This window comes from Comamonas sp. lk, from assembly GCF_900564145.1.
Lineage (GTDB): Bacteria > Pseudomonadota > Gammaproteobacteria > Burkholderiales > Burkholderiaceae_C > Comamonas.
In genome coordinates this window covers 600,203-620,197 of record NZ_UOOB01000002.1, presented here as the reverse complement: position 1 = coordinate 620,197, position 19,995 = coordinate 600,203, and the positions used below count along the sequence as shown (strand labels likewise).

General features: G+C 63.9%; 17 protein-coding genes. 10 read left to right on the top strand and 7 right to left on the bottom strand.

Features of this window, described 5'->3' with window-relative positions; genetic code table 11:
- Nucleotides 1-51 precede the first annotated feature (51 nt).
- Nucleotides 52-900, bottom strand: coding sequence for a formyltetrahydrofolate deformylase (purU, locus tag EAO39_RS21615; protein WP_120971727.1), 849 nt, complete (start codon nt 898-900; stop codon nt 52-54).
- 51 nt (nt 901-951) lie between these two features.
- Between purU and EAO39_RS21610 the strand changes: the two genes are divergently transcribed.
- Nucleotides 952-3,288, top strand: coding sequence for a GGDEF and EAL domain-containing protein (locus EAO39_RS21610; protein WP_120971726.1), 2,337 nt, complete (start codon nt 952-954; stop codon nt 3,286-3,288).
- Nucleotides 3,289-3,338: 50 nt separating this feature from the next.
- On the opposite strand, the gene EAO39_RS21605 is transcribed toward EAO39_RS21610, so the two are convergent.
- Nucleotides 3,339-4,271, bottom strand: coding sequence for a ChaN family lipoprotein (locus EAO39_RS21605; RefSeq protein WP_120971725.1), 933 nt, complete (start codon nt 4,269-4,271; stop codon nt 3,339-3,341).
- Between the two features lie 134 nt (nt 4,272-4,405).
- Here EAO39_RS21605 and EAO39_RS21600 point away from each other — a divergent pair, with 134 nt between their 5' ends.
- A complete protein-coding gene (locus tag EAO39_RS21600) occupies nt 4,406-5,500 on the top strand; it encodes an AbrB family transcriptional regulator (protein WP_120971724.1) in 1,095 nt (364 codons plus the stop codon).
- 44 nt (nt 5,501-5,544) lie between these two features.
- On the opposite strand, the gene EAO39_RS21595 is transcribed toward EAO39_RS21600, so the two are convergent.
- The 3 genes from EAO39_RS21595 to EAO39_RS21585 form a co-directional block, all read right to left on the bottom strand.
- Nucleotides 5,545-5,832 (bottom strand): DUF3567 domain-containing protein, encoded by a 288-nt coding sequence (locus EAO39_RS21595; protein WP_120971723.1) that lies wholly within the window; start codon nt 5,830-5,832, stop codon nt 5,545-5,547.
- Nucleotides 5,833-6,040: 208 nt separating this feature from the next.
- Nucleotides 6,041-7,195, bottom strand: coding sequence for a DUF3108 domain-containing protein (locus EAO39_RS21590; protein ID WP_120971722.1), 1,155 nt, complete (start codon nt 7,193-7,195; stop codon nt 6,041-6,043).
- 23 nt (nt 7,196-7,218) lie between these two features.
- Entirely contained in the window at nt 7,219-8,022 is an 804-nt protein-coding gene (locus EAO39_RS21585; protein ID WP_120971721.1) for an IclR family transcriptional regulator, read from the bottom strand.
- Between the two features lie 113 nt (nt 8,023-8,135).
- Between EAO39_RS21585 and EAO39_RS21580 the strand changes: the two genes are divergently transcribed.
- The 3 genes from EAO39_RS21580 (at nt 8,136) to EAO39_RS21570 (ending at nt 11,367) form a co-directional block, all read left to right on the top strand.
- The gene (locus EAO39_RS21580; protein WP_120971720.1) at nt 8,136-9,191 is read left to right on the top strand and encodes a fumarylacetoacetate hydrolase family protein; all 1,056 of its coding nucleotides are present in this window, start codon (nt 8,136-8,138) and stop codon (nt 9,189-9,191) included.
- 19 nt (nt 9,192-9,210) lie between these two features.
- Nucleotides 9,211-10,293 (top strand): TraB/GumN family protein, encoded by a 1,083-nt coding sequence (locus EAO39_RS21575; RefSeq protein WP_240467161.1) that lies wholly within the window; start codon nt 9,211-9,213, stop codon nt 10,291-10,293.
- A gap of 99 nt (nt 10,294-10,392) precedes the next feature.
- Entirely contained in the window at nt 10,393-11,367 is a 975-nt protein-coding gene (locus EAO39_RS21570) for a tripartite tricarboxylate transporter substrate binding protein (protein WP_120971719.1), read from the top strand.
- A gap of 98 nt (nt 11,368-11,465) precedes the next feature.
- Here the strand turns inward: EAO39_RS21570 and EAO39_RS21565 are convergent, their stop codons facing one another.
- Complete coding sequence (locus EAO39_RS21565) at nt 11,466-12,368, bottom strand: LysR family transcriptional regulator (protein ID WP_120971925.1); 903 nt, start codon at nt 12,366-12,368, stop codon at nt 11,466-11,468.
- A 177-nt stretch (nt 12,369-12,545) separates the two neighbouring features.
- On the opposite strand from EAO39_RS21565, the gene EAO39_RS21560 reads away from it, so the two are divergent.
- The 5 genes from EAO39_RS21560 (at nt 12,546) to EAO39_RS21540 (ending at nt 18,047) form a co-directional block, all read left to right on the top strand.
- Entirely contained in the window at nt 12,546-13,265 is a 720-nt protein-coding gene (locus EAO39_RS21560) for a pirin family protein (protein ID WP_120971718.1), read from the top strand.
- Between the two features lie 84 nt (nt 13,266-13,349).
- Entirely contained in the window at nt 13,350-14,027 is a 678-nt protein-coding gene (locus tag EAO39_RS21555) for an isochorismatase family protein (RefSeq protein WP_120971717.1), read from the top strand.
- Nucleotides 14,028-14,131: 104 nt separating this feature from the next.
- Complete coding sequence (locus tag EAO39_RS21550; RefSeq protein WP_120971716.1) at nt 14,132-16,021, top strand: amidohydrolase; 1,890 nt, start codon at nt 14,132-14,134, stop codon at nt 16,019-16,021.
- On the top strand, nt 16,022-16,429 hold the full coding sequence (locus EAO39_RS21545) for a DoxX family protein (protein ID WP_120971715.1): 408 nt from the start codon (nt 16,022-16,024) through the stop codon (nt 16,427-16,429).
- Nucleotides 16,419-18,047 (top strand): MFS transporter, encoded by a 1,629-nt coding sequence (locus tag EAO39_RS21540; protein ID WP_120971714.1) that lies wholly within the window; start codon nt 16,419-16,421, stop codon nt 18,045-18,047. Before EAO39_RS21545 ends, EAO39_RS21540 begins: the two co-directional genes overlap by 11 nt.
- 192 nt (nt 18,048-18,239) lie before the next feature.
- On the opposite strand, the gene EAO39_RS21535 is transcribed toward EAO39_RS21540, so the two are convergent.
- Nucleotides 18,240-19,820: a sensor domain-containing diguanylate cyclase gene (locus EAO39_RS21535; protein WP_240467160.1), complete on the bottom strand. Its 1,581-nt coding sequence runs from the start codon at nt 19,818-19,820 to the stop codon at nt 18,240-18,242.
- Nucleotides 19,821-19,995 lie beyond the last annotated feature (175 nt).

The following is a 19,995-nucleotide window of genomic DNA, read 5'->3' as shown; positions in this document are numbered from 1 at the left end:
TTGTGCAGTACGTCACCATTGGCATCACGGTTGGCCTATGACCCACAGGCATTAACGAAAGACCACGGTCTTGTGACCGTTGAGGATCACGCGGCGTTCGCTATGCCATTTCACGGCACGGGCCAGCACCTGGCTTTCGGTGTCGCGGCCGCGAGCGGTCAGCGTCTCGACGGTGTCGGTATGATCGGCGCGGGCCACGTCCTGCTCGATGATGGGGCCTTCGTCCAGGTCGGCCGTCACATAGTGGGCGGTGGCTCCGATCAGCTTCACACCACGGTCATGGGCCTGGTAGTAAGGCTTGGCACCCTTGAAGCTGGGCAGGAAGCTGTGGTGAATATTGATGGCCCGACCCGACAGCTTGGTGCACAGGTCGTTGGACAGCACTTGCATGTAGCGGGCCAAAACCACCAGCTCTGCGCCTTCTTCCTGAATGATTTCGTACTGGCGCTCTTCGGCCTGGGCCTTGGTGCCGGCCGTCACGGGAATGTGATGAAAGGGAATGTTGTAGCTGGCAGCGAGCTGATAGAACTCGCGGTGATTGCTGACGATGGCACGAATCTCGATGGGCAGCAGGCCGGATTTCCAGCGGAACAGCAAATCATTGAGACAATGGCCTTCCTTGCTGACCATGATGACGGTCTTCATGCGCTCGGCCTTGGAATGAAGGCTCCACTGCATTTGATATTGGTCAGCCAGAGCCGTGATAGCGGCCTTCAGCGCGGAGGCGTCCTTGTCATCGCAGGCAAACTGCACGCGCATGAAAAACAGGCCTGTGGCGGGGTCGTTGTACTGAGCGGCTTCCTCAATGTTGCCGCCTTGTTCGAGCAGAAAGCCCGAGACGGCATGCACCAGCCCTAGGCGATCGGGGCAGGATAGGGTAAGAATATAGGCTTGGGTCATAGCCGCACAATTGTCGCAGCAAGCGCGTGACTCTGCGGACAAAGGAAATACATGGAGAGCAAAGAGCGGTATCGCCGTGTCAGTTTGTGGGGACTTTTCGTCCTTTACATGTGCGCGGGGCTGCTGTGGCTGTGGGCGCAGGCAAGTGTGCTGGATTACTTCGACGCGCCAGTCAATTCTCGCTCGCTGAAGTGGCAGATTGCGCTTTTCCTCAGCTGGCTGTTGTCGACGGCGGTGGTCGGGGTCTGGTTGCTGCAGCGCATGCGCCGCGCCGAGCACCGGCGCAACGAAACCGCGCAGGAGCTGGCGCTGATCGTGCGCCACGCACCGGCTGGCATGACTCGCGTGCAGGTGGAAAATGCCGAGATCATCTGGGCCAATGACAAGCTGGCCAGCTGGCTTGGCCTGAGCGTGGAGTCCCTGGTGGGGCAGGATTTTCGTCAGTTGGTGCAGGTCGACGATGCGCAGGAGTCAAAGCGGCTGATCACGCAGTTGGTCGACGGCCATCTGACGCATTTTCAGATGCAGCGCCGCTGCGTTCACCAAAGCACAGGCCGGGTCACGCAAGTGCTGTGCACCTTCAGTCGGGTTCATACAGCGGTGGGCAAACCCGTAGCCCTGGTCTGTGTGCTGCAGGACATGAGCGAGATGCTGGCCGCCGACGAGCGTCAACGTCTGGCTGCGACCGTGGTGGAGAACACCAGCGAAGGCGTGGTCGTCACCGATGCAAACAGTCGCATTCTGTCGATCAACAAATCCTTTACCCGTCTGCTGGGTTTTACCGAAGAGGAAATGCTGGGCCAGACGCCGCGTATGTTCAAGTCCGGCCGCCACGACAAGACCTTTTACGAGCAGATGTGGGAGAGCATGCGCACCACGGGTCACTGGCAGGGCGAAGTCTGGAACAAGCGCAAGAATGGGGAAATCTTCCCCGAGCGCATGTCTCTGAGTGCCGTCAAGGACGACGCTGGCACGGTGACGCACTATGTCTGCATGTTCACCGACATCTCGGCCGAGAAGGCGCGCGAGAAGCAGCTGGAGTTTCTGGCACACCGTGATGTGCTGACCGGCCTGCCCAACCGCAGCCTGTTCACCAGACTGCTGGACGAAGCCGTGGAGCAGGCCCAGGACGTGGACCAGGGGCTGGCGGTCATGCTGCTCAATATCGACCGCTTCAAGGATGTGAACGACAGCTACGGTCACTCCATTGGCGACAAGGTGCTGCAGCATATTGCGGTCAAGGTTCAGGCGGCTCTGGGCAGCGAGGACGAAATCGGCCGCATGGCGGGCGACGAACTGGCGGTGATCGCCAAGGGTCTGGGCAGCCGAGAGGAGGCCGTGGCCCTTGCCGAGCGCCTGATGGCCGCCGCCGCCCAGCCATGGACTTCACCCGATGGTCTGTCGGTGGTGGTGAGCGTGAGCGTGGGCATCTGCCTGTACCCCGAGCATGCGAAAACCAGCAGCGAATTGCTGCAAGGCGCACATGCCGCCGTCTACGGAGCCAAAAACCGCAGCGCCAGTGCCTGGTGCTTTTTTCATGAAGACATGACGGTCGCGGCCCATGAGCGGCTGGCGCTGGAGTCGCGCTTGCGCAAGGCGTTGGAGCTGGACCATATGCGCCTGTACTATCAGCCGCAGATAGACTTGGCCACAGGCCGCCTGGTGGGAGCCGAGGCGCTGGTGCGCTGGCTGGACCCCGAGGAGGGGCTGATCTCGCCGGCGCGCTTTATTCCGGTGGCGGAAAGTTCGGGCGTCATCGGCCCGCTGGGCCTGTGGGTATTGCGGGAGGCCTGCAGCCAGGGGCAGCGCTGGCGCGAGGCCGGCATGCCGGACATTATTGTTGCCGTCAATGTCTCGCTGCACCAGTTCCTGCTCACCGATATCGCGGGGGCCACGGCCGAGGTGCTGCGCGAGACGGGCTTTCCCGCCAGTCAGCTGGAGCTGGAGATCACCGAAAGCGCGCTGGCCACCCAGCCCGAAGAGGCGCTGGCCGTGCTCAAACGCCTGCGTGAGCTCGGTCTGCGCCTGGCAATCGATGACTTTGGTACCGGCTATTCCTCGCTGGCCCACCTCAAGCGCTTTCCGCTGGATTTGCTCAAGATCGACCAGGGTTTTATTCGCGATATTCCGCACAGCACCGACGATATGAGCATCAGCAGCTCCGTCATTGCCCTGGGTCATGCCATGGGCCTGAAAGTGCTGGCGGAAGGAGTGGAAACACGCGAGCAGCTACAGTTTTTGCAGCAAAAAGGCTGCGACTACATGCAGGGCTATCTGTGCAGCCGGCCCTTGCCAGCGGCCGACTTCATGCAGCTGCTGGAGAAGACGCACGCCGGTCAGCCATTGGTGGAGCTGCTGCCTGAAGTGGATGAGACCTTCATCATTTAAAGGGCGGGTGTTCAACTCAAACAAAGAGGCGTCCGAAGACGCCTCTTGGCTTATGGCTGAGCGGGCTTGCCGCCTGCTGGCGCGGCTCGCTTTTGCCATTGTTCGCGCAGCTTGGCGCATTGATCTTCCGAAGCGGTCGCCGGCAGAACCTGCCACCAGTCGGCTGCAAAATGAAGAGCAGCTTGCGTATATTCAGCGCGGGCTATAGCGGTTTTTGGCTTGAAGTTTTTGGGCAGCCAGGTCGGCACGCCGATGTCGGCGCGCGAATGGCCGCGTCCTGCCACCAACAGCACGCTCTGGCCCGGGCTGGCCGCCTGCGCGGCCTGGGTCAGGACCTTGGCCATGCTTTCATCGCGCGCCAGCTGAATCCTGGCCATGGGGGCGAACTGGGATTCGGGCAGCAGCCCGCAGTGGCCGTCCTTGATGGCATTGAGCTGCTCCTGCCAGCCGGCAGCGCTCAGGTGGCTGTCATAGCGAGCCTCGGCCATGGCCTGCTTCATTTGCGTGCGTGGCAGATTGCCGCCCAGCACGGGCACGCCAGCGCGTACGGCGTTCATGACCACAGGGCCGTAGTCCTGCCAGGGCCAGCCGCCGGGCGCTCCACCTTGCTCCCAGAGCAGGGCGGCTTTGACCTCGGCCTCACTGGCACTGGCGGGCAGGCCCTGGGTGCTGCCGCCGGCAGGGGCCATTTCCACCACCACGGTGGCCAGCCGGCCCTGGGTTGCCAGATGGCGCACAGTCTCGGCTTCCCAAGCATGGTGGGCGCTTTGGTCGTGTTGCTCACCCAGCAAGATGAGAGGCGTGCCCGCCCATTGCTGCAAAGTCTGCTGCCACTGGCCCGGGGCCGTCAGCGGCATGGCTGGTGGCGTGGCCGTGCTGGCGCAGCCGCTCAGCGTGACGAGCGCGGCGCAGGCCAGGGCGCCCAGCGTGCCCAAGGTGTGGCGCGGCAGCGCCTTCGCATCGGAAATCCATGAAGTCCACATATCAACCAGTCCTATCTTGAAAGACGGGGCATGGCTTCGTACATGAAGGAAATCGCACCGGCTTTGCCCACCGAAATTGCCGCGATACTGCGGCAATTGCCCCGATTGTCGCGCCTAGCCGGTACCCCGTTCGCATGTCTGTCTTGCCATTCCCCGCTTTTCTGGCCCGAGCGGCCGCCACTTTGGCGCTGGCCTGGCTGGCAGCGCTGCTGTGCACGGCACTGCACACCCCCTTGCCCTGGATGCTGGGGCCGTTGATTTCCGTCTCCCTGGTCTCGATTGCCGGTGCTCCCACGCAAAGCTCGACCCGGCTGCGCAACCTGGGCCAGTGGACGATCGGTGCGGCGCTGGGTCTGTATTTCACGCCGGCGGTGACGGAGCTGATCGTCGGCCTGTGGTGGGCGATTGTGCTGGCCATTGTCTGGGCCTTGCTGCTGGGCTGGGCTTTTGGTCGCTGGCTATACCGGGTGCAGGCGCCCTCCATGCTGCAGCTGCCGGGTATGACGGCTGCCAAGTTGCGCGCCACCACGTATTTCTCGGGCTCGATTGGCGCGGCGTCCGAGATGACCCTGCTGGCCGAGCGCGAACATGCGCGCACCGATCTGGTGGCTGCCAGCCACAGTCTGCGCCTGGTGATCGTCACGGTGACGATTCCGTTTGCCCTGCAATGGGCGGGCCTGCATGGCGACCCCAGCCTGAGCTTGCCCAGCATTCGCATCGTGCAATGGCCGGGCTTGGCCTGGCTGGTGCTGGCCACGGGGCTGGGCGCACTGGTGATGCTCAAGCTCAAGCGTGCCAACCCCTGGTTTCTGGGGGCGCTGATGGTCTCCATGGGGCTGACCATGGCGGGGATTGAGCTGTCTGCCGTGCCGCAGTGGCTGATGAATGCGGCCCAGCTGGTGATCGGCGTCAGCCTGGGGGTGCGTTTTCGGCGCGAATTTGTACATACGGCCCCGCGCTGGCTGGGCATGGTGGCCGTGGGTACCGTGGGCCTGATGCTGATTTGCGCCGGTTTTGCCTGGCTGCTGCACGGTGCCACAGGTCTGCCCTGGGTCACGCTGCTGCTGGGTACCTCGCCGGGCGGCATTACCGAGATGGCGATTACCGCCAAGGTGCTGCAGCTGGGCGTGCCGGTGGTGACGGCGTTCCAGGTCTGCCGCCTGATTGCGGTGCTGTTGCTGGTGGCGCCGCTTTATCGCTGGTTGAACCCTGAGGCGCAGCGGACATAAAAAAAGCCGCTAGGGCTAGCGGCTTTTTTGAGGTTGCAACACTGTCAGTGCACGATGACTGGCTGTTGGGCCAGACCGGTATAGGTGTCCAGAATGTCCTCGACCTCTTCCTCGGTGGGCGCGTCTTGCTGCCAGGCAAGGATTTGCTTTTGGAACATTTCGGCCCAGGATCCGTCCAGATAGACCTCCTTGCCCGAGCGCTTGTCCACGATTTCAAAACCGTGGCGCGGCAGCTGAGGTCCGCTGGTGGTTTCCGAGGGTGGAGCGTCTGCTTCCATGTCTGGACGCAGATGGAGCACCGCAAAAGATTCGGAGTCGTAAAGCATTTGCATGGTGTTCCCCCTTTCACTTCCAGTTATGGGTGTCGCTTGCCATTGACATGACCCACATGGCGGCGAAGTGCTGCGTTTCAAGACCTGAGACGCCTACCCGGGCACTTGAGGACAGTATTCCACGGTTTTGCGTCGGTGCAGCCAAACCGCGACTCCTGTTTTGCGGTAGGAGAGCCGCCGTGGTGGACGAAAGCCTATTTCGGCGTTTTCATTGCGTCACCGGACGGTATTTCTTGAGTTTCAGGTCCACAAAATCGTCCTGGCCCTGGGTCAGGCGTATGCGCACTGGCAGATATTGCATGGTCGGGGCCAGCCAGATTGCGCCCTGCTGGTCGCTTTTGTTTTGGCCGGGCAGCTTGTCCAGGCGCAGGGCCATGACGCTGCCTATGGGTAGCTCCAGCGCCTCGGTGGCGCCCACCCTGAAGCGCCAGCGAACGGCGGATCTGGCGCCGCTGGTGGTCAGGTCAATCACCGTACCCTGTGGATAACGTTCGGGCCCGGCCGCCATCAGGGCCGACAGCTGCAGGAAGACGCTCAGGCGGTCCTGCACGCCCTCGGCAATGGCGGCATCGGCTGTACCGTCGCTGAATCTGGCCTTGCCGGTGGGCAGGTCAAAGCTGGCGGACTGGGTTTTGCGGCCTTTGTCGATGAAGTTGAGCGGCTGCAGGCCGTTGGGAGTGATCAGGCCTTCGCTGGTCTGGGCGCGCTCGCCCAGCAAGAACATGCTGATGGACTGGCGGGCCTGGTAGTACTGGCCGTCGTGCTGCCATTGCAGCTCGGCTCCTGCCGAGTAGTTGAAGCCTTTGACCTGGCCGGAGGCATTGAATTCCAGCGTGGCCCCGCCGGGCAGGGCGATGGGCAAGGGTGTGCCCGGTGGCAGCGGGGCACTGCCGGCCGGCGTGATCTGCATGGGCTTGGCGGTATCGCCATCGCTGATTTCTGCGGGCTCGGGTTCTGGCGGGGGCGGAGCCGGCGGCTCGGGCGCGGAGGCCGTCTGCGTGGAGTTTGCTTCTGTTTCAGGAGCTTTCGGCGATTGCGTATCGCTGGCTAGGGCCTGATTTGACTCTGATTCTGGCGCCGCAGGCTCTGGTGCAGGCGCCGGGGCGGGCACTCTGGGCTGAGGAGCTGCTTTGGGCGCTGGTTTGGGGCGGGGCGCGGGAGTTGGTTTGGGGGCCGGTTCAGGGGCAGGGGCCGGGGGGGGCGGCGGCGGCGGTGCAATCTCCACCATGCGGGTCTGCATCAGCAGCTGATCGTCCTTGGCCTGGGGTTGGATGTCCGCAGCGGGCAAGCTCCACAGCAGCGCCGCATGGGCCGCCAGGACCACGCCGGTCACGGGGATCAGGGCTTTGGAGGGGCTGCCCATGGTGGGTTCCGGTGCAAGTGCTTTCAGGTCTCTGGCGGCAGCTGCTGCGCACTGCTCCAGCCCAGATCGCTGGAGAGCTGGCGGGCTGCGGCCTGCAAGGGGGTGTCTATGGCGCCACCATATTCGGGATCGAAAGTCGCCAGCGAGCCCAAGGTCATCAAGCCCAGGACGATATGGCCCGAAGCATCGAACACCGGCACGCAAAAAGCCACGATGCCGGGCAGCACGGTATCGACCACGCGGGCCGTGCCGCGCTGAAGCACCTCGGCCAGCATGGCGTCCACGGCCTCCAGCGTCTGGGGCAGGTCCTGGCGACGGGCCTTGCGGGCGCGCTCCAGTTCGGGCTCCAGCAGCGGGGCGGTCATCTCGCGCGGCAGCCAGGCCATATAGCAACGCCCCGTGGCCGAGGCCAGCATGGGCATCACATCGCCCAGGCGCAGATTGGCGGTGACGGACTGCGCGCATTCTTCCCAATGCACGATGGTGGGGCCGTGGTTGCCCCAGACGGCAATCGCCACCGTGTGATTGAGTTCCTCCATGAGCGAGGGCATGCGGGCCCGGGCCAGCCGTACCGGATCCAGCCGGCTCAGCGAGGCCAGGCCGATCCTGAGCGCCGCAGGCCCCAGGTCATAGCGCAGGCTGCGCTCGTCCTGTGTGACCAGACCTACGCGTTGAAAGCTGACCAGATAGCGGTGAGCCTTGGCGGCACTCATGCCGGCATTGGCCGCCAGGTCCTTGAGCATGAGCGGGCCGCGGGCTTGTGCCAGGGCCTCAACTAGGGAGAAACCCACTTCAACCGACTGAATCCCTGCGCGTTCCTTGTCCATTGCAATAGAATTTGTTTTTGTTTAGTTAAATCAATTTAACCAATCGTAATTTGCTGTCGGGCTGACTGGCATGTTGCCAGGGCTTTGGCGCCCTACGATTGGCAGGAGCGGCAATGAAACTGGCAACTTACAAGGATGGCTCGCGTGATGGGCAACTGGTCGTGGTTTCGCGCGACCTGAGCCTGGCCCATTATGCGACGGGCATTGCAAGCCGCATGCAGCAGGTGCTCGATGACTGGGCCTATCTGGCGCCCCAGTTGCAGGATCTCTCGCACGAGCTCAACAGCGGCAAGGCGCGTCACGCGTTTCCCTTTGATCCTCAGCGCTGCATGGCACCGTTGCCCAGGGCCTACCAATGGGCCGACGGCTCGGCCTATATCAACCATGTGGAGCTGGTGCGCAAGGCGCGCAATGCCGAGGTGCCGGCCAATTTCTACACCGACCCGCTGATGTACCAGGGCGGCAGCGACGACTTCATAGGCCCGCGCGACGAGGTCATCGTGCCCAGCACAGCCATGGGCATCGATTTCGAGGCCGAAATCGCCGTCATCACCAGCGACGTGCCCATGGGCAGCACGCCGGAGCAGGCGCTGGACGGCATACGCCTGGTGACCCTGGTCAACGATGTCAGCCTGCGCAATCTCATTCCCAACGAGCTGTCCAAGGGCTTCGGCTTTTTCCAGAGCAAGCCCGCCACGGCCTTCAGCCCCGTGGCCGTCACGCTGGACGAACTGGGCGATGCCTGGAAGGGCGGCCGCCTGCACCTGACGCTGCAATCGACCTGGAACGGCCGCAAGGTCGGCATGTGCGATGCGGGCGAGGACATGACGTTTCACTTCGGTCAGCTGATTGCCCATATCTGCAAGACCCGCAATGTGCGTGCCGGCTCCATCGTGGGCAGCGGCACGGTGAGCAATCGCGGCGTGGAAACCGGCAAGGGCAAGGACAAGCGCATGGAGTGGCCCAAGGGCTATAGCTGCATTGCCGAAAAGCGCTGCATTGAAACCATTCAGGATGGCGCGCCCAAGACCGAGTTCATGCAGTTTGGCGACACCATACGCATCGAGATGAAGGGCAAGGACGGCCAGAGCATTTTTGGCGCCATCGACCAGAACATTGCTCCGCCCGGCGGCAGCGATGCCGCTGCAGCAGATGTCCAGTCGCTCTGAAACCGGCCTGAAAAACACCATGTCCTCTCTGAAGAAGCCTTTGCTGCAGCGCGGCCTGCTGGCTGCCGCCCTGGCGCTGTGCACGGCCATGGCCTGGGCCGCGCCGGCGATCGATCGCTCTTCCCAGGAGCCGCCCATGGCCGCGTCCACCGTGGGCTTGGTCAGGGTTGCGACCTGCCCGCCGCCGGTGCAGATGCCTACGCAGGCCGAGCTGCAGGCGCTGGCGCAGAACCTGAAGGACCGGGGCCTGCTCTGGCGGGTCGGCCATGGCGGGCGCAGCAGCTGGCTCTACGGCACCATGCATGTAGCCAAGCGCGAGTGGATGCTGCCGGGGCGCAGCATCATGCAGGCCATGGCGGGCGTGGACAAGCTGGCGCTGGAACTCAATGTGATGGACCCGGAAGTCGGCAAGGCCTTGGCGCAGGGACTCAAGGCCCGTGACGATGCGCCTGAACTGGCGGCCGCACTGGCCGCGCGCCTCGAGCTGCAGCGCCAACAGGCTTGCGCGCCGGAGCTGGCCGGTCTGCGCCCCGAGGCACAGGTGTTGGGCCTGCTGGCCATGGCGGGCCGCAGCCATGGGCTGGACGCCCAATATGGCGTGGACATGATGCTGGCGGGCATGGCCAGCGGAATGCGCAAGCCGGTGCTGGGGCTGGAAACCGTGCAGGCCCAGCTCGATGAGCTGGTCTCGGACGACCCGGCCAAGATAGAGGATGCCGTGAACGACGGCTTGAAGCAGCTGGAAAGCGGCACGGCGCCGGAGCAGATGCAGCAACTGGCCGAACTATGGGCCGACGGCAACGAGCAAAAACTGGAGAGCTACGCCGACTGGTGTGACTGCGCCAACACGCCGCGTGAGCGTGCCCAGCTCAAACGCCTGCTGGACGACCGCAACGCAGGTATGGCCGACGGCATCGTCCGGCTGCTGCAGGAAGGCCAGAGCGTGTTTGCAGCCGTGGGCGCGTTGCACATGGTCGGTCCCCAGGGCTTGCCCACGCTGCTGCGCCAAAAAGGCTACCAGGTCGAGCGCGTGAAGTTCACGCCGCCGGCCCCGAAAGCAATACCGCCAAAAACACAGTCAAAACCCATGATCACGCAATAAAGACAAGCGCCAGCTGCTATCAAAAACAATAAACGGCAGAGGGCGCGGGGTCTGAATCTCGATTTCAACACCCACACATCACCCCCAAGGAGACAAATGATGGATCGTCGTCAATTTCTGGCCGCTGTGGCTGCCAGCTCGGCTGCAGCCGCTTCGCCTTTTGCCATGGCGCAGGAATGGCCTGCCAACCCCGTGCGTTGGGTTGTGCCTTACCCACCGGGCGGCGGCACCGATGTGCTGGCCCGCACCGTGGCCGAGTCCATGCGCAAGACGCTGAACCAGACCATCGTGGTGGACAACCGCCCGGGTGCTGCCACCAATATCGGCGGCCAGATGGTGGCCTCGGCCAAGCCCGACGGCTACACCATCATGTCGGCGGACAACGCCATCCTGGCCTTCAACGAGCACCTGTTCAGCAAGCTGCCCTTCAGCCCGGAAAAAGACTTCACGTATGTGGGTGGCATCAGCCGTTTCCCGCTGGCGCTGGTGGTCAACCCGAATTTCGAAGCCAAGGATTTCAAGGAATTCCTGGCCTATGCCAAGGCCAACCCCGGCAAGCTCAACTACGCCTCGCCAGGCAATGGCTCGCCTCACCATCTGGCCATGGAGCTGTTCAAGAACCGCACCGGCACCTTCCTGACCCATATCCCTTACAAGGGCGCCGCCCCCGCCGTGGCCGATGTGATGGGCGGCCAGGTGCCTTGCATGTTCCTGGACCTGGCCTCGGGCCTGCCCATGATCCAATCCGGCAAGGTACGTGCCCTGGCCATAGGCACGGCCAAGCGCGTGCCCAATCTGCCCAACGTGCCCACGCTGGCCGAGCTGGGCGTCAAGGATTCCGAGGTCTATGCCTTCCAGGGCATTCTGGGCCCCAAGGGCTTGCCGCCAGCCATCGTTCAGCGCCTCAATGCCGATCTGAACAAGGCGCTGCTGGACCCCGCCGTGGTCAAGCGCATGGCGGACTTCGGCATGGAAGCCCTGCCCGGCACACCCGAGCAATTCCACGCCCTGGCCCGCGCCGAAGCCAAGCGCTGGGGCGCGGTCATCAAGGCCGCCGGTGTGAAGCTGGACTGAGCGTTCGGTCAGGTCATGGCGCATGGCTTGAACAGCCATGCAAGTCCTCGTCGGCCTGCATAGCAACAGCCCTGCAACCTTGCGTTGCAGGGCTGTTTTCAATAGGGGAGTATGCCGGGCAGCAACTGGCGGCTCAGGCGCTCGCGCCACCACTGCTGGGCACGGCCGCGCGCATCGCTGCGCCAGGCCAGCCAGAAGGTCTCGGGCGGGCGCGGTTCCTCCACCGGCAGTTCCACCAGCATCCCCGTTTCCAGTTCCACACGCACGCAGGCGCGCGGCAGGAAGCCAAGCCCCAGGCCGGCAAGCTGGCATTGGATTTTGGCCTGCATATTGGGCACGGTGATGCGGCGCTGACCCGCCAGCAAGCCCACCGTGCGGTCGGTCAGCGAACGCGCGCCGTCGCCCACGACCACGGCCGTGTGCTCCAGCAGATCGCTGCGTGCCAGGGGGCGGCCCAGGCGGGTCAACGGATGGCTGGCCGTCACGCAGAACACAAAATCCAGCTGGCCCACGGCCACCGCCTTGTAGCCGCCGCCGGCCGGGCCTTCACCTGCTGCCACCACCAGATCGGCCCGGCCTTCGCGCAGGGCTTCCCAGGTGCCGGTCAGTGTCTCGCTGCCTATGCGAAGGCGCGTGCCGCTGTTCAAGGCCTCGAAAGCCTGGATTTCGGGGCCGAAGGCGCTGGTGGGAATCAGTGAGTCATGCACCAGTCGGATCTCGGTTTCAAAGCCCGTAGCCACCTGATGCAGCCGGGACTCGAGTTGGCGTGCCGCCGCCAGCAGCCAGCGCCCTTCCTTGAGCAGTTCCTCGCCCGCAGGCGTGAGGCTGACGCGCGGACCGTTGCGCATGAACAGGTTCAGGCCCAGTTGCTCCTCCAGCTTGGAGACGGCATAGGAGATGGTCGACGGCACCTTGTGCAGGCGTTCGGCTGCGCTGGCGAAGGAGCCATAGCGTGCGATGGCGTCCACGAGTTCAATGGCTTCCAGGGATAGCTTGAGCATGGTGAATTGCGTAAAAAACAATCATCGAAATTTTCGATGATTAAAGCATTTTTCTTTCAACATTCCACCTTTCGTGGCCGCCGATACTCCATTCATCGCAACACGGAGCGCAGCGAAAAACGGCAAAACCGGATCGCAGCAGGAAGTGTGAAACCCATCGATTTCATAGGAGATGAAATGCTTGAAGTTCGCCAATCCAACCACCGCGGTCGCGCCAACCATGGCTGGCTGCAATCGCGCCACACCTTCTCCTTCGGCCACTACCGTGATCTGAACCAGCAAGGCTTCTCGGACCTGCTGGTCATCAACGACGACCATGTCTCCCCCGGCCAGGGCTTCGGCACCCACGGCCACCGCGACATGGAAATCTTCTCCTATGTGCTGGACGGCGCTCTGGAGCACAAGGACTCCATGGGCACGGGCTCGGTGATCCGTCCCGGCGACGTGCAGATGATGAGCGCCGGCACCGGCGTGCAGCACAGCGAGTTCAACCACTCGGCCCAGGACCCAGTGCACTTTCTGCAGATCTGGATCGTGCCTGGCGAACGTGGCGCCACTCCCCGCTACCAGCAGGTCCATGTGGATGAGGCCGACAAGCGCGGCCGCCTGCGCCTGATCATCGCCCCCGAAGACCAGGACGGCGCGCTGGCCGTGCGCCAGGACGCCCGGGTCTATGCCGGCCTGTTCGACGGCGCCGAGTCCGCCGAACTCGATGTGGGGCCAGAGCGCCACGTCTATGTGCATGTGGCCCGCGGCAGCCTGAATGTCAACGGCGAGCGCCTGTCCGAAGGCGACGGAGCCCGTATCCGCAACGCCGGGGCCCTGCGCTTTGACCAGGGCGAGCAGGCCGAGGTGCTGGTGTTCGACCTGCGCCCCCATGAGCTACCTGCTTTGTAAGCAGCTGCTTTCTGCCCCCTGTTTTCATAACGCTTTCTTGTTTCGCCCTCAACCTCGCTTTCATCTTTGACCCGGAGTACCAACATGTCCAACACCAACGCTTCCATCGCCCGTCCCGTCGCTGTCGCCCAACCCGGTGCCAAGCTGCTCAATCCCCATGACCACACGCTGATCATGATCGACTTCCAGTCGCAGATGGCTTTTGCCACGCACTCCATCGACCCCGTGCAACTGCGCTCCAGCGCCGCCCTGGTCGCTTCGGCCGCCGCCGGCTTCGGCGCCTCCACCATCCTGACCACCGTGGCCGAAAAAAGCTTCTCCGGTCCCATGTTCGAGGAAGTGACCGCGCCTTTCCCCGGTCAGACCCTGCTGGACCGTACCTCGATGAACACCTGGGAAGACGAGGCCGTCATTAAGAAGGTCAACGAGATCGGCAAGCCGCGCATCGTGCTGGCCGGCCTGTGGACCAGCGTATGCATCGTCGGCCCGGCCCTGTCGGCTCTGGATCAGGGTTTTGAAGTCTTCGTGATCGCCGATGCCTGCGGCGACATCTCCACCGAAGCGCACAACCGCGCCATGGAACGCATGGTCCAGGCCGGCGCCCAGCCCATCACCTCGCTGCAATACCTGCTGGAAATGCAGCGTGACTGGGCCCGTACCGAGACCTATGACATGACCACGGGCATCGCCAAGAAGCTGGGCGGCGGCTACGGCATCGGCATCACTTACGCCAAGACCATGTTTGGTGCCCACGAAGGCTAAAAGAGCGCACCATCTTTCTGCCGTGCAGACCGATCTCGCACCTGCGGTCTGCACGCTACGAAATCTGGCGCACTCGCCGCGCCGTTGAAATTCCAGAGACATCCATGACCCAGTCCACCACCCCCGACCTGATCCTGTTCAACGGCCGCTTCACTACGCTGGACCGCAGCAACCCAACGGCCACGGCCGTGGCCGTGAGCCAGGGCCGCTTCAGCGCCGTCGGCAGCGACCGCGAAGTCCTGCCCCTTGCCGGCCCGCAGACGCGGTGCATCGATCTGGGTGGGCGCAGTGCGCTGCCCGGACTGATCGACAACCACCTGCACCTGATCCGTGGCGGCCTGAACTTCAATATGGAGCTGCGCTGGGACGGTGTGAAGAGCCTGGCCGATGCCATGACCATGCTCAAGGCCCAGGTGGATGTGACCCCCGCGCCCCAGTGGGTGCGCGTGGTGGGCGGTTTCACCGAGCACCAGTTCGTGGAAAAGCGCCTGCCCACGCTGGCCGAGCTGAACGCCGTGGCCCCCGACACCCCGGTCTTCATCCTGCACCTGTACGACCGCGCCTTGCTCAATGCTGCCGCCCTGCGCGCCGTGGGCTACACCAAGGACACGCCTTCGCCCCCCGGTGGCGAGATCGTGCGCGACAGCGCCGGCAACCCCACGGGCCTGCTGCTGGCCAAGCCCAATGCGGCCATCCTCTACGCCACGCTGGCCAAAGGCCCCAAGCTGCCGCGCGACTACCAGCTCAACTCCACGCGCCACTTCATGCGTGAACTCAACCGCCTGGGCGTGACCGGTGCCATTGACGCGGGCGGTGGCATGCAGAACTACCCCGACGACTACGACGTGATCCAGGAGCTGGCCGATGCCGACCAGCTCACCATTCGCCTGGCCTACAACCTGTTCACGCAAAAGCCCAAGGAAGAGAAGGACGACTTTCTGCGCTGGACCTCCACCTCCCAGTACAAGCAGGGCACGGACTACTTCCGTCACAACGGCGCGGGCGAGATGCTGGTGTTCTCTGCCGCCGACTTCGAGGATTTCCGCCAGCCTCAGCCCGAGCTGGCCCCGGGCATGGAAGGCGAGCTGGAGGAAGTGGTACGCATCCTGGCCCAGAACCGCTGGCCCTGGCGCATGCATGCCACCTATGACGAGACCATCGACCGCGCGCTCAATGTGTTCGAGAAGGTCAATGAAGACATTCCCCTGGCCGGCCTGAACTGGTTCTTCGACCACGCCGAAACCATTTCCGAAAAGTCCATCGACCGCATCGCGGCCCTGGGCGGCGGGGTGGCCGTGCAGCACCGCATGGCCTACCAGGGCGAGTACTTCGTCGAGCGCTACGGCGCCGCCGCGGCCGAAGCCACGCCTCCCGTCAAGCGCATGCTGGAAAAAGGCGTGAACGTGTCCGCCGGCACCGATGCCACCCGTGTCGCCAGCTACAACCCCTGGGTCTCGCTGTCCTGGCTCATCACGGGCAAGACCGTGGGCGGCCTGCAGCTCACGCCCCAGCGCAACTGCCTGAGCCGCGACCAGGCCCTGCGCATGTGGACGGAAAACGTGACCTGGTTCAGCAACGAACAGGGCAAGAAGGGCCGCATTCAGGTGGGCCAGCTGGCCGACCTCATCGTGCCTGACCGCGATTTCTTCGCCTGCCCCGAGTCCGACATCGCCGACACCTCGGCCCTGCTCACCGTGGTGGGCGGCAAGGTGGTCTACGGCGCCGGCGCTTTCGCCGACTTCGACGAATCGGCCCCACCCCTGGCCATGCCAGACTGGTCGCCCGTGCGCACCTTCAAGGGCTATGGCGCCTGGGGCGTGCAGGAAGGCGCGCCGCTGCAGTCCGTGATGCGCAATGCAGCAGCGAATTGCGGCTGCGCCAGCAGCTGCAATATGCACGGCCACGCCCACGCCACGGCCTGGAGCAGCAAGCTGCCCGTGGCCGACCTCAAGAGCTTCTGGGGCGCGCTGGGCTGCGCCTGCTGGGCGGTCTGAATGGACACGCTGCGCACCGCCGCCACCGCACCCTGGGTGCAGTCGCTGGCCCTGCTATGTCTGTGCGCCGCCTACTTGCAAGGCGGTGTGGACAAGGCGCGCAACTTCGGCGGGGCCGTCGCCGAGATGCGCCAGTTCGGCCTGGCGCCGGCGGCGCCCATCGCGGTGGCCACCATCGCACTGCAGCTGGGCGCCTCGGTGCTGATCGTCTCGGGCTGGTACCGCTGGGCGGGTGCCCTGGCGCTGGCGGCTTTCACTGTGGTTGCGGCCTTGCTGGCCGACCGTTTCTGGTCCGCGCCGCAGGCCGAACGCCAGCGCACAGCCAACGCATTTTTTGAACATTGGGGCCTGGTGGGCGGCATGCTGCTCGTCGCCTGGCACGACCTGGGAGGCCACCGTGCCGGATAACAAAACCACCAACACCTCGGGCAGCTTCGCGCCGCTCGCCATCCCCGTCTTCGCCGTGCTGTGGGCCGCCACGGTGCTGGGCAACATCGGCAGCTTTATGCGCGATGTGGCCAGTGCCTGGATGGTGACCGAGCTCTCGTCCAGCCCCACGGCCGTGGCCCTGATCCAGACGGCGGCCACGCTGCCCGTCTTTCTGCTGGCCATTCCCGCCGGTGTGCTGTCCGACATCCTGGACCGCCGCCGTTTCCTCATCGGTGTGCAGGTGCTGCTAGGCGCCGTGAGCGGCACGCTGCTGGTGCTGGCCCAGACGAATACTCTCACAGTGGAATACCTGGTGGCCCTGACCTTTGTGGGCGGCATTGGCGCCGCCCTCATGGGCCCGACCTGGCAGTCCATCGTGCCCGAGCTGGTGCCGCGCAGCGAACTCAAAAGCGCCGTGGCCCTGAACTCCCTGGGCATCAATATCGCCCGCGCCATCGGTCCGGCCGCCGGCGGCCTGCTGCTGGCCAGCTTCGGCGCCGCCGCGGCCTACGGCCTCGACGTGCTCAGCTATGTCTTCGTGATCGCTGCCCTGATCTGGTGGAAACGCCCCAAGGCCGAAGCCTCGGCGCTCAATGAGCAGTTCTTCGGTGCCTTCCGGGCCGGCGTGCGCTATGCCCGTGCCAGCCGCGAGCTGCATGTGGTGTTGCTGCGTGCCGCCGTGTTCTTTCTGTTCGCCAGCGCGGTCTGGGCGCTACTGCCTCTGGTGGCACGGCGCATGCTGGGCGGCACGGCCGGTTTCTACGGCGTGATGCTGGGCGCCGTGGGCGCGGGGGCCATTCTGGGCGCTGTGCTGCTGCCCCAACTGCGCAAGCGCTTGGATACCGACGGCCTGGTGCTGCTGGCTTCGGTGGTCACGGCCTTTGTCATGGCCGTGCTGACCCTGGCGCCGCCCCAGTGGTTGGCCGTGGTGCTGATGCTGGTGCTGGGCCTGGGCTGGATTCTTGCGCTGACCACGCTCAACGGCGTGGCCCAGGCGGTGTTGCCCAACTGGGTGCGCGGTCGCGGTCTGGCTATCTACCTCATGGTGTTCAACGGTGCCATGGCTCTGGGCAGCCTGGGCTGGGGCCTGATCGCCGGCCAGTTGGGCCTGCAGGTCACGCTGCTGGTCGGTGCCGTGGGCCTGGTGCTGGTGTCGCTGATCTTCCACCGCATCAAGCTGCCCACTGGCGAGGCCGATCTGCAGCCGTCCAAGCACTGGCCCGAACCGTTGTTGGCCGAGCCTGTGGCCCACGACCGTGGCCCGGTCATGATCCAGATCGAGTACCAGATCGCCCGCGAAGACCTGCCCGCCTTTTTTCAGGCCATGCAGCAGGTGGCCCATGAACGTCGCCGTGATGGCGCTTATGCCTGGGGTGTGGCGGAGCATACTGGCGAGCCGGGCCGCGTGATCGAATGGTTCCTGGTCGAATCCTGGGCCGAGCACCTGCGCCAGCATGGCCGCGTCTCCAAGGCCGATGCCGACCTGCAGGCCGCTGCGCTGCGCTACCACCAGGGGGCAGACAAGCCTGTAGTCCACCATTTCTTGGCGCTGGATGGCCGCAGCGCCCAGACCGAGCCTGTCATGCCTGATCACTGAGCATGAAATCGGCGTTCACCGCCGATCTGAACCCGGCGCGGCAGGATCCCGCTGTGGTCAATCGCATGAGTGACTTCGAGATAAAAAAGGCCCGGGCATTCCGGGCTTTTTTATGTTGAATTGGCCTCAAGCCAATATCTAGTAAGCGATAGATGCTATTGAATTGCGATTTTTTGAGCGCCGAAGCAATGTTCAGATCAGGGCTGCGGGCTGTGTGGTGGGGCTGACGCTGTGGCCGTAAATCGCCACACGGTTGCGGCCGCCGCGCTTGGCGGTATAGAGCATGGCATCGGCCTGCTGGAAAACGGTCTTGATATCGGCATCGCTATCCGGCCAGGCTGACACACCCAGGGACACGGTGATACGACCTACAGCGGGCAGCGGCGTGCTCTCCACCAACGCACGCAGGCGCTCTGCCACCTGGGCCGCACTGTGCAGCGGTGCCTTGGGCAGCAGCAGCAGGAACTCTTCGCCTCCCACGCGGCAGGGAACATCGTCCAGGCGCGAAACTTCGCGCATCTGCAGGGCCAGCAGCCTGAGCACCTCGTCGCCGGCATCGTGACCAAAGCCGTCGTTGACCCGCTTGAAGTGGTCTATATCCAGGGCCACCACGGCAAACGGAATGCTCTGCGCTTGAAACTCTGCAATGGCGGCATCCAGATGGCGGCGATTGCCCAGGCCGGTGAGGGGGTCGGTGTTCACATCCTCGCGCAGCTTGGTGATGTTGCGATGCAGCAGACCAATGCCTTTGATCATGGCTTTTTTCAGCTCATGGGATTCGAAATACCAGGACTTGACGGACTGGATGTTCTGCGCGGTTTCGGGCTTGTCCATGTCGTGTGCGCCATTGGCCAGCTGTCGCAGCGGGCTGGCAATGCGGCGTGCGCTCCACCAGATCACCCCCAGCATGATGATGGCGATGGGCAGGGTCTTGTAGAGCACGGAGCGCATCAGCTCGTTGAGCGGCGCCAGAGTGGCGGCTCTGGGGCGCTGGGCCACGATGCCCCAGCCCGTGGAGGGCACGATGGCATAGCCGGCCAGCATCTCCACGCCCCGGCTGTTGACCAGCGGGACTTGGCCGGATTCTCCCTCATGGATTTGTTCGATGGCGGCATTGTTCTGAATTCTTTCCCCCACGCGCTTGCCGTCGGGGTGATAGATGATTTGCTTGCTCTTGTCCACCACATAGACGTAGGAGCCGTCGTGGTAGAAGTGCGAGCCCAGCAGCGTGTCCAGCATGCTCTCCTGCTTGAGGTAGATGCTGCCGCCCACGACGCCCAGGAACTTGCCGTCGGCCGCAAACACCGGCTGGGAAATGAAGATGATGAAATTGCCGGTGATGGCCAGATAGGGCGAGCTGATCACCGGCTTCTTGGTCTCCAGGGCCTCAAGCACGTTGGCACTTTTCAGTGTCTTGCCCTTGATCTGCAAGGTATCGGGCGAGGTGGCCAGCACATAGCCGGTGTGGTCGAGGACGGTGACGGAGTTGAAACTCTTGGTCTGCAGGCGCAGGCGCGTCGCCTCCTGGCTCAGGTAGTTTTCGTCGCCCATATGCGGGCCCAGCAGCTTGGCGCTGTAGTCCAGCTGCTGCAGGGCGGACTGCAGAAAATCATCGGTGCTGCGGGCCAGCTTGGTGGCATAGGCATAGTGGCCTTCCAGCGTGTTGTCTATCAGTTGCTGGCGCTGCACCAGATAGCCGGCGTAGAAGGTGTTGGCGAACGGGATCAGGGCGCTGCAGATGGTCAGCACCAGAATCAGGCGGCGCAGATCCATTTTGTAGCTCGTGTTTGGCATCTGCGGCCCTCAGTTACTTATGACAGTTGAATTCACTCAATATGCGGGCGTGCCGCATCCGGCCCGGCGCCACTTTGATCCAAGGTCTGCATTATGGGTGGACGCGCAAGCTGTGCTTGCAGCAGGTAATTGTTATGTGCAGAAAATCCGGCCG

Bases quoted from the DNA above. Each gene is read 5' to 3' on its own strand.
- EAO39_RS21610 (WP_120971726.1), top strand. From the start codon at position 952: ATGGAGAGCAAAGAGCGGTATCGCCGTGTCAGTTTGTGGGGACTTTTC.
- EAO39_RS21605 (WP_120971725.1), bottom strand. From the start codon at position 4,271: ATGTGGACTTCATGGATTTCCGATGCGAAGGCGCTGCCGCGCCACACC.
- EAO39_RS21600 (WP_120971724.1), top strand. From the start codon at position 4,406: ATGTCTGTCTTGCCATTCCCCGCTTTTCTGGCCCGAGCGGCCGCCACT.
- EAO39_RS21565 (WP_120971925.1), bottom strand. From the start codon at position 12,368: ATGCTCAAGCTATCCCTGGAAGCCATTGAACTCGTGGACGCCATCGCA.
- EAO39_RS21550 (WP_120971716.1), top strand. From the start codon at position 14,132: ATGACCCAGTCCACCACCCCCGACCTGATCCTGTTCAACGGCCGCTTC.
- EAO39_RS21555 (WP_120971717.1), top strand. From the start codon at position 13,350: ATGTCCAACACCAACGCTTCCATCGCCCGTCCCGTCGCTGTCGCCCAA.
- EAO39_RS21570 (WP_120971719.1), top strand. From the start codon at position 10,393: ATGGATCGTCGTCAATTTCTGGCCGCTGTGGCTGCCAGCTCGGCTGCA.
- EAO39_RS21575 (WP_240467161.1), top strand. From the start codon at position 9,211: ATGTCCTCTCTGAAGAAGCCTTTGCTGCAGCGCGGCCTGCTGGCTGCC.
- EAO39_RS21585 (WP_120971721.1), bottom strand. From the start codon at position 8,022: ATGGACAAGGAACGCGCAGGGATTCAGTCGGTTGAAGTGGGTTTCTCC.
- EAO39_RS21590 (WP_120971722.1), bottom strand. From the start codon at position 7,195: ATGGGCAGCCCCTCCAAAGCCCTGATCCCCGTGACCGGCGTGGTCCTG.
- EAO39_RS21545 (WP_120971715.1), top strand. From the start codon at position 16,022: ATGGACACGCTGCGCACCGCCGCCACCGCACCCTGGGTGCAGTCGCTG.
- purU (WP_120971727.1), bottom strand. From the start codon at position 900: ATGACCCAAGCCTATATTCTTACCCTATCCTGCCCCGATCGCCTAGGG.
- EAO39_RS21595 (WP_120971723.1), bottom strand. From the start codon at position 5,832: ATGCAAATGCTTTACGACTCCGAATCTTTTGCGGTGCTCCATCTGCGT.
- EAO39_RS21580 (WP_120971720.1), top strand. From the start codon at position 8,136: ATGAAACTGGCAACTTACAAGGATGGCTCGCGTGATGGGCAACTGGTC.
- EAO39_RS21535 (WP_240467160.1), bottom strand. From the start codon at position 19,820: ATGGATCTGCGCCGCCTGATTCTGGTGCTGACCATCTGCAGCGCCCTG.
- EAO39_RS21560 (WP_120971718.1), top strand. From the start codon at position 12,546: ATGCTTGAAGTTCGCCAATCCAACCACCGCGGTCGCGCCAACCATGGC.